Annotated in this window: 6 protein-coding genes and 1 pseudogene; 3 read left to right on the top strand and 4 right to left on the bottom strand. The window is 70.5% G+C overall.

What is annotated here, in order from left to right:
- Nucleotides 1–837 (bottom strand): LacI family DNA-binding transcriptional regulator (locus AB3X43_RS12110; RefSeq protein ID WP_369430107.1); only part of this gene is annotated, 837 nt, incomplete at its 3' end.
- A 10-nt stretch (nt 838–847) separates the two neighbouring features.
- Nucleotides 848–1,819 (bottom strand): BMP family lipoprotein, encoded by a 972-nt coding sequence (locus AB3X43_RS12105; protein WP_369430106.1) that lies wholly within the window; start codon nt 1,817–1,819, stop codon nt 848–850.
- Nucleotides 1,820–2,019: 200 nt separating this feature from the next.
- Here AB3X43_RS12105 and add point away from each other — a divergent pair, with 200 nt between their 5' ends.
- The 3 genes from add to AB3X43_RS12090 are packed head-to-tail and all read left to right on the top strand — an operon-like array spanning nt 2,020 to nt 4,946.
- Nucleotides 2,020–3,075: an adenosine deaminase gene (gene add / locus AB3X43_RS12100; protein ID WP_369430105.1), complete on the top strand. Its 1,056-nt coding sequence runs from the start codon at nt 2,020–2,022 to the stop codon at nt 3,073–3,075.
- Nucleotides 3,072–4,007, top strand: a complete 936-nt coding sequence (locus AB3X43_RS12095; RefSeq protein WP_369430104.1) for a carbohydrate kinase family protein — start codon at nt 3,072–3,074, stop codon at nt 4,005–4,007. Before add ends, AB3X43_RS12095 begins: the two co-directional genes overlap by 4 nt.
- Nucleotides 4,008–4,025: 18 nt before the next feature.
- Nucleotides 4,026–4,946 (top strand): pseudouridine-5'-phosphate glycosidase, encoded by a 921-nt coding sequence (locus tag AB3X43_RS12090; protein WP_369430103.1) that lies wholly within the window; start codon nt 4,026–4,028, stop codon nt 4,944–4,946.
- Between the two features lie 666 nt (nt 4,947–5,612).
- Here AB3X43_RS12090 and AB3X43_RS12085 read toward each other — a convergent pair.
- Nucleotides 5,613–7,337 carry an ABC transporter ATP-binding protein gene (locus AB3X43_RS12085; RefSeq protein ID WP_369430102.1) on the bottom strand — a complete coding sequence of 575 codons (1,725 nt, stop codon included), beginning with the start codon at nt 7,335–7,337 and terminating at the stop codon, nt 5,613–5,615.
- Nucleotides 7,338–7,341: 4 nt separating this feature from the next.
- A pseudogene (locus AB3X43_RS12080) lies at nt 7,342–7,541 on the bottom strand (ABC transporter permease); the annotation flags it as partial.

The raw sequence follows: 7,541 nt of genomic DNA, 5'->3' as shown, positions 1-7,541 counted from the left end.
GCCCAGCTCGATGCCGTCGAAGCCGATCACCGAAAGCTGCCGCGGCACCGCCACGCCGCGCTCGGCGGCGGCCCGCAGCGCGCCGATGCCGAGCAGGTCGTTGCCGGCGCAGATGGCGGTGATGTCAGGGTGTTCGGCGAGCAGCCGCAAGGTGGCTGTGTGGCCCTGCGCCGGGCTGTACGGGCCTTCGACCAGCCAGCCGGGCGTCGGCTCGATCCCGGCCGCCGCCAGCGCCTCGCGCCAGCCGGCCACGCGGGCGCGGCTGACCTCGAACGCCAGCGGCCCGGCCAGGCAGGCGATGCCACGGTGGCCGAGGCCGAGCAGGTGCTCGGTCGCCCGCCGTGCGCCGCCGACGTTGTCCAGCCGCACCCGGTCCGCCTCCAGCCCGGCCACCGCACGGTCCACCACCACGGTTGGCACGGGCGTCTGCCGCAGCGCGCCCGCGACGATCGACGCCTCGGCCGCCGAGTTCGCCAGCAGCAGCCCGTCCACGCGCCGCGCCAGCAGGCTCTGCACATAGCCGAGCTGCCGCGCCGGCTCGTCGTCGCAGTTGCACAGGAACACCGAGTAGCCCGCAGCCCGCGCCGCGTCCTCGACCCCGCGTGTCAGCTCGGCGAAGAACGGATTGGTGATGTTGGGCACCAGCACGCCGAGCACATGCGTCTCGCTGGTCTTCAGCGCCCGAGCCAGCGCGCTGGGCACGTAGCCCAGCTCCGACACCGCCCGCTCGACGCGCTGGCGCGACTGGTCGCTGACCCGCCGGGTGCTGTTGAGGACGTGGGAGACGGTGGTGAACGACACCCCCGCCCGTGCTGCCACGTCCTTGATGGTGGTCACAGGCCGGGGATCACTTGCAGGCGTTGGCGGCCATGTAGTCCACCACCTTGATCTTGCCGCTGATGATGTCGACCTTGGCCGCATCGACCTTGGCCTTCATGTCGGCGCTGACCAGCCTGGCGTTGTGCTCGTCCAGGGCGTAGTCCACCCCGCCTTCAGCCAGGCCCAGCGCGGCGATGCCCGGCGTGTGGTTCTTCGCCACGTTGTAGACGGCCACATCGACGCGCTTGAGCATCGAGGTCAGCATCGTGCCGGGCTGCAGGTGGTTCTGGTTGCTGTCCACGCCGATCGCCAGCTTGCCGGCGTCCTTGGCCGCCTGGTAGACGCCGATGCCGGTGCCGCCCGCCGCCGCGAACACGACATCCGCGCCCTTGGCGAACTGCGCCTTGGTCAGCTCGCCGCCGCGGGCCGGGTCGTTCCAGGCGGCGCCGGTCGTGCCGGTCATGTTGGCGAAGGTCTCCACCTTCGGGTTGGCGAACTTCGCGCCCTGCTCGTAGCCGCACTGGAACTTGCGGATCAGCGGGATGTCCATGCCGCCGACGAAGCCGACCTTGCCGGTCTTGCTCGCCTGCGCCGCCATCATGCCGACGAGGAAGCTGCCTTCATGCTCCTTGAACACGACCGACTGCACGTTGGGCGCGTCCACCACCATGTCGATGATGGCGAACTTGAGCTTCGGGAACTCTTTGGCGACCTTCTCGATGCTCGACGCCTGGCCGAAGCCGATGCCGATGATGGGGCTGGCGCCACGCTCGGCCATGCGGCGGATGGCCTGCTCGCGCTGGGTCTCGTTGGCGATCTCGAATTCGAGGTAGGGCTTGCCGGTCTCCTTCTTCCAGCGCTCCATGCCGCGGTAGGCCGCCTCGTTGAACGACTTGTCGAACTTGCCGCCCATGTCGAAGATGACGGCCGGGTCGGCGTGCGCGGCGAAGGCGGCAGCCAGGGTGCAGGACAGCGTGGCAAGGCGGAGGAAGGTCTTCATCGGAGGTCTCGCTGAAGTGGTGCCGCAAGCGGCGTGGTGCAGGATGGGGCGTCGGGCGCGGTGTTGACGCTGATCGTCAGGATGGGGTGAAATGCGGCGTTCTGGTGGTGCGCAAACGTTTGCTTCCCGCTCGATCAGCACCATCCTAACGTTCGCCGATTCCGGTGGGCGATTCATGTTTTCCCTAGCCGGGGCGGTTCATGTCAGCGACGAACAAGCAGAACCCATGCCTGACGGACGGTGTGCCGCTCGCTCCAGTGCTGGAGGTTGCGGCCTGGTCGGCGCGACCCAAGGTCCTGCTGCACGAGCATCTGGATGGTGGACTGCGCCCGCAGACGCTGCTCGACCTGTGCCGCGCCCGCGGCCTGACGCCACCGGCCGCGACGGCCGAGGCGCTGGGCGACTGGTTCGCGGCCAATGCGCACGCGGGCAGCCTGGAACGCTACCTGGCCGGTTTCGCGCTGACCGTGGGCGCGATGGCCAGTGCGGCTGCCTGCGAGCGCGTGGCCTTCGAGGCCGCCGAGGATGCGCTGGCCGACGGCTGCGTGCTGGCCGAGTTCCGCATGGCGCCGAGCCTGTTCGCTCCGCTCGGCCTGCGCCCGGAAGCAGCGATCGAGGCCCTGCTGGCCGGCCTGGCGCGCAGCGCGCTGCCGTGTGGGCTGATCGTCTGCGCGATGCGCACGGATGGCCCTGCGTGCACCGCGTCGGTGGCGCGCATGGCCGGGCGCTACGCCGACCGTGGCGTGGTCGGGTTTGACCTGGCCGGCGCCGAACGGGGTTTTCCGGCGACGCGCCACCGCGAGGCGCTGCACCTGGCGAACGACGCCGGCCTCGGCCTGACCTGCCACGCCGGCGAGGCCGATGACGGCCACCGCGTCATCGAGGCCATCCGCCTGGGCGCCACCCGCATCGGCCATGGCATCCGGGTGATGGACAACCCGGTCTGGGTCGAACAGGCGCGGGCGGCGGGGGTGCATTTCGAGGTCTGTCCGTCCAGCAATGTGCACACCGGCGCGGTGCGCCGCCTCGCCGCGCATCCTTTTGGCGCGATGACCGCAGCGGGGCTGCACCTGTCGTGCTCGACGGACAACCGGCTGATCTCGCAGGTGACGCTCAGCGGCGAACTGGCCGCGCTGCAGGCGCACCAGCGCCTGTCGGTGGCCACGCTGATGGCGCAGCAGGCCGACGCGGTGCGGGCGTCCTTCCTTGACGACACGGTCAAGGCCGCCGCACTCGCACGGATCGCTGCCGCATGAACCCGGCGGTGCGCCCCGTTGTCTGCTTGGGCGGCGCCAACGTGGACCGCAAGCTGCGCGTGGCAGCGCCGGTGCTGCCGGGCAGCTCCAACCCGGTGTCGGCGCAGGAAGCCTTTGGCGGCGTGGCCCGCAATGTCGCGGAAAACCTCGCCCGCGGCGGTGTGCCGGTGCATCTGCTGACCGCTGTCGGCCAGGACCGCGCCGGCCGCGCGCTGCTGGACGACGCGGCCCGTTGCGGCATCGACACCGGTGCGGTGCTGGTCGTCGCCGACGCGCTCACCGGCAGCTACACCGCGGTCCTGAACCCGGACGGCAGTCTGCACCTCGCGCTGGCGCACATGGACCTGTGCGAGCAGCTCACGCCGGACTGGCTCGCCGAGCGATCCACGCGGTGCCGCACGGCGGCGCTGCTGGTGGCCGACCTGAACCTGCCCGCCGGGACGCTGGCCGCGCTGGTCACCGCATCGGTCGATGCGGACGCACCGCCGCTGGTGCTCGTGGCCGTGTCCGAGGCCAAGATGGTGCGACTGCCCGCACGACTGCAGGGCGTGCGCCTGCTGGTGCTCAACCGTGGCGAGCTGGTTGCGTGGGCCGGCACCGAGGCGGTGGCGGACGGCGTGGCACGGCTGCAGGCGGCGGGTGTGCAGGATGTGGTCGTCACCTTGGGCGCGAAGGGGCTGTGCCACACCGGGGTCGGTGGGGCGCTGGTCTTCATGCCGGCGCCGTCCGTGCCGTCCGAGGCCATCGTCGACGTGACGGGCGCGGGCGACGCGCTGGCCGCCGGGCTGTGCCACGGACTCTGGAGCGGCGCCGTCGCCGCGCAGGGCTGGTCGCCGACCTGCACGCAGGCGCTGGTGCGGGCGGCGCTGACCGTGCAGAGTGCGGCGACCGTCGTGCCCGATGCCGACCCTCTTTCCCCGATCCCGTCCTGAAAGGAACAAGGAATGCCGATGTCCGATCCCCTGATGCGCTTTTCCGACGAGGTGCAGGCCGCACGCGATGCCGGTCGCCCCATCGTCGCCCTCGAATCGACCATCATCGCCCACGGCATGCCGTGGCCGCAGAACGTGGCAACCGCCCGCGAGGTCGAGGCGATCATCCGCGCCCGCGGCGCCACGCCGGCGACGATCGCCGTGATGGGCGGGCAGATCTGCATCGGGCTGTCGGACGGACAGCTCGAACAGCTCGGCCGCGACCCGGACGTGATGAAGCTCAGCCGGCGCGATCTGCCGTATGCGGTGGCGATGGGCCGGGTGGGGGCGACGACCGTGGCGGCGACGATGATCTGCGCGGCGCGGGCGGGCATCGAGGTGTTCGTCACCGGCGGCATCGGTGGTGTGCACCGCGGCGCGGCGGAGAGCTTCGACATCTCGGCCGACCTGCAGGAGCTGGCGCGCACGCCGGTGGCGGTGGTCTGCGCGGGCGCCAAGTCGGTGCTGGATCTGCCGCTGACGCTGGAGTATCTGGAGACGCATGGCGTGCCGGTGGTCGGCATCGGGCAGGACCGGTTCGCGGCGTTCTACAGCCGGGACAGCGGGCTGCCCTGCGATGTCCGCATCGATGCGCCGGCCGACCAGGCGCGTTTCCTGCGGACGAAGTGGTCGCTCGGGCTGGGCGGTGGGGTGGTGTTCAGCAATCCGGTGCCGATGGAGCATGAGATCCTGCCCGCCGAGATCGAGGCCATCACACACCAGGCACTGGACGAAGCGGCGGAGCGCGGTGTCCGTGGCAAGGCGGTCACGCCCTTCCTGCTGGGGCGCATCAAGGAGCTGACCGATGGCCGCAGCCTGGTCACCAACATCGCGTTGGTGAAGCACAACGCGCAGGTGGGGGCCGATCTGGCGGTGGCGCTTGCACTGGCGACGGCCTGAAGGCGTCGATCGGAAAAAAGCAGGGAGACGGGACGACGTTCCGGGGGCTCGCTCTCAAAAGTCCGGATCGCCCGCCTCCCCGGGGACTTCACGCAGTCCCGAAGGCTTCTCTGAGGAGGAGAATCACAAGAGAAGATTCGATGATGAACCGCTGCACCTGGAATGTCATCTCCGAGGGAGGCACCCGGTGCACGGGACCGTGATTCATTGCGCTTCGACGTCGACCGGTGCCTGCTCGGAGGCTTCTGCGGCGGCAAAGGCGCTGAACGCCAGGACCAGGGCTGCGGCGGTGAGCCATTCGGACCAGCGGAACTTCATGGCAGTCTCCAGGAAAGCGGGTTGAACAGGTCGAGCGGCCAGCGTAAGCGGACTTGCCACGGCTGGTGATGACCTGTTTCAAGCCGGATGCGGGTCGTGCGCACTAGTGCACGATAGGCACTTGGCTGCTCCGTGGCGCGCCGGATTCAGCGGCTTTGCGCGATCTGCGGCGCGTCGTCGAGCACGGTCGTGGCGGCCCCTGCGCTCAGGGTGAAGGCAATGGCGGCGGCGGCCAGCCAGTCGGTCCAGCGAGGTTTCATGGCGGTGCTCGGCAGTGGTGGTGCGGTGCCGAGATCTTCGCAAGAGCGCGTTCCTGCATATCCCCTGATCAGGCGGTGGATGGAATCGCTATTGCGCCGCGACGTAGCCCCGCGGAATCGCCCCCAGCAGCCGGCGTGTGTAGTCTTCGCGCGGCGCCGCGAGCAAGGCCTGCGCATCGGCGCGCTCGACCACACACCCATCCTTCATCACCAGCACCTCGTCGGCCATGAAGCGCACCACCGCCAGGTCGTGGCTGATGAAGACATAGGCCAGGCCCAGCTCGTCCTGCAGGTCCCGGAGCAGGTTCAGCACCTGCGCCTGCACCGACACGTCCAGGGCCGACACCGCCTCGTCGAGCACCAACACCTCGGGCGACAGCGTCAACGCGCGCGCGATGGCGATGCGCTGGCGCTGACCGCCGGAGAACTCGTGCGGGTACTTGCCGAAGGCGGTCGCGTCCAGCCCGACACGCTCCAGCAGCGCCAGCGCCCGGGTCTCGCGTTCTCGGTCATCGGCGCCGATCTGGTGGATCTGCATCGGCTCCAGCAGCGTCTGGCCGATGGTGAAACGCGGGTTGAGCGAGGCGTAGGGATTCTGGAATACGATCTGGATGCGCCGGCGCAGCGCCTGCCGCTCGGCCCCCTGCAGCGCGAACAGGTCGCGGCCGTCGAACAGCACCTGACCGGCGGTGGCTTCGTGCAGCCGCAGCAGCGTCAGGCCCATCGTCGTCTTGCCCGAGCCGGATTCGCCGACGATACCCAGCGTGTGCCCGCGCCGCAGCGTGAAGCTCACGTCCTGCACCGCCTTGAAGGCCCGTCGGCCGAACAGCCCCTCGCGGACCGGGAAGGACTTGCACAGCCCGCGCGCCTCGATCAGCACCGGTGCCTCGGCGTCGCGTGGCACGGCCGGTGGTGTCGCGGGTGCCGGGGCTGTCTGCCCGGCGATGTGCGCGTCGATCACCACCAGCCGCCGTGCGGTGTCGTCCAGCCTCGGGCGGCAGGCCAGCAGCGCGCGGGTGTAGGCGTCCTGCGGCGCAGTGAAGACCGTGGCGACCGGGCCGGTCTCGCGGATCCGGCCGTGGCGCATCACCACCACCTGGTCGGCGATCTCGCCGACGACACCCAGGTCGTGGCTGATGAACAGCATGCCCATGCGCCGCTCGGCCTTGATCCGGGCGAGCAGTTCGAGGATCTGGCGCTGCACGGTGACGTCCAGCGCGGTGGTCGGCTCGTCGGCGATCAGCAGGCGTGGCTCGCAGGCCAGCGCCATCGCGATCATCACGCGCTGCTGCTGCCCGCCCGACAGCTCGTGCGGGTAGGCGGACAGGCGCCGTTTCGGTTCGGGCAGACCCACCTCGGCGAGGAGCTCCTCGGCGCGGGCCAGCGCCGCGCGGCGGCCCAGTCCGAGGTGCAGCCGCAGCGGCTCGGCGATCTGCGCGCCGACGGTGAAGACCGGGTTGAGCGAGCCCATCGGGTCCTGGAAGACGCAGGCGATCGCGCGGCCGCGCAGCGCGCGCAGCTCGGCCGGTGGGGCCTGCAGCAGGTCGCGGCCGTCGAAGAGGATGCGCCCGGTGCGCTCGGCGTTCTCGGGCAGCAGGTGGACGATCGACATCGCCGTGACGCTCTTGCCCGAGCCGGACTCGCCGACCAGCGCGACCGTGGTGTTCTCGGGGATGTCGAAGCCAATGCCGCCAGCGTCGTCGCCGACGGCGCGCCCCCAGCGCGTCTGGCCGTGTTCGCGGCCCAGGCGGAAGCGGACCTTCAGATCCTCGATGCGCAGCAGCGTGGAGCCTGGCGTGGATGCGGTCGTCATCGCTTCAGTCCTCCAGTCCGCGCAGCTTCGGGTCGAGCGCGTCGCGCAGCGCGTCCGTCATCAGCGAGAAGGCGGTAACGAACACCGCCATGAACGCGGTCGCGGTGGCGAGCTGCCACCAGTAGCCCAGGATCAGCTCGCTCTGCGCCTCGGCCAGCATCGTGCCCCAGCTCACCTGGTCCACGCTCACGCCCAGCCCGAGGT

The sequence above is a fragment of the Sphaerotilus sp. genome, from assembly GCF_041083715.1.
In the GTDB taxonomy this organism is placed as follows: domain Bacteria; phylum Pseudomonadota; class Gammaproteobacteria; order Burkholderiales; family Burkholderiaceae_C; genus Sphaerotilus.
Note: the sequence above shows the minus strand (reverse complement) of the source record. Positions and strands in the feature narration are given on the sequence as shown.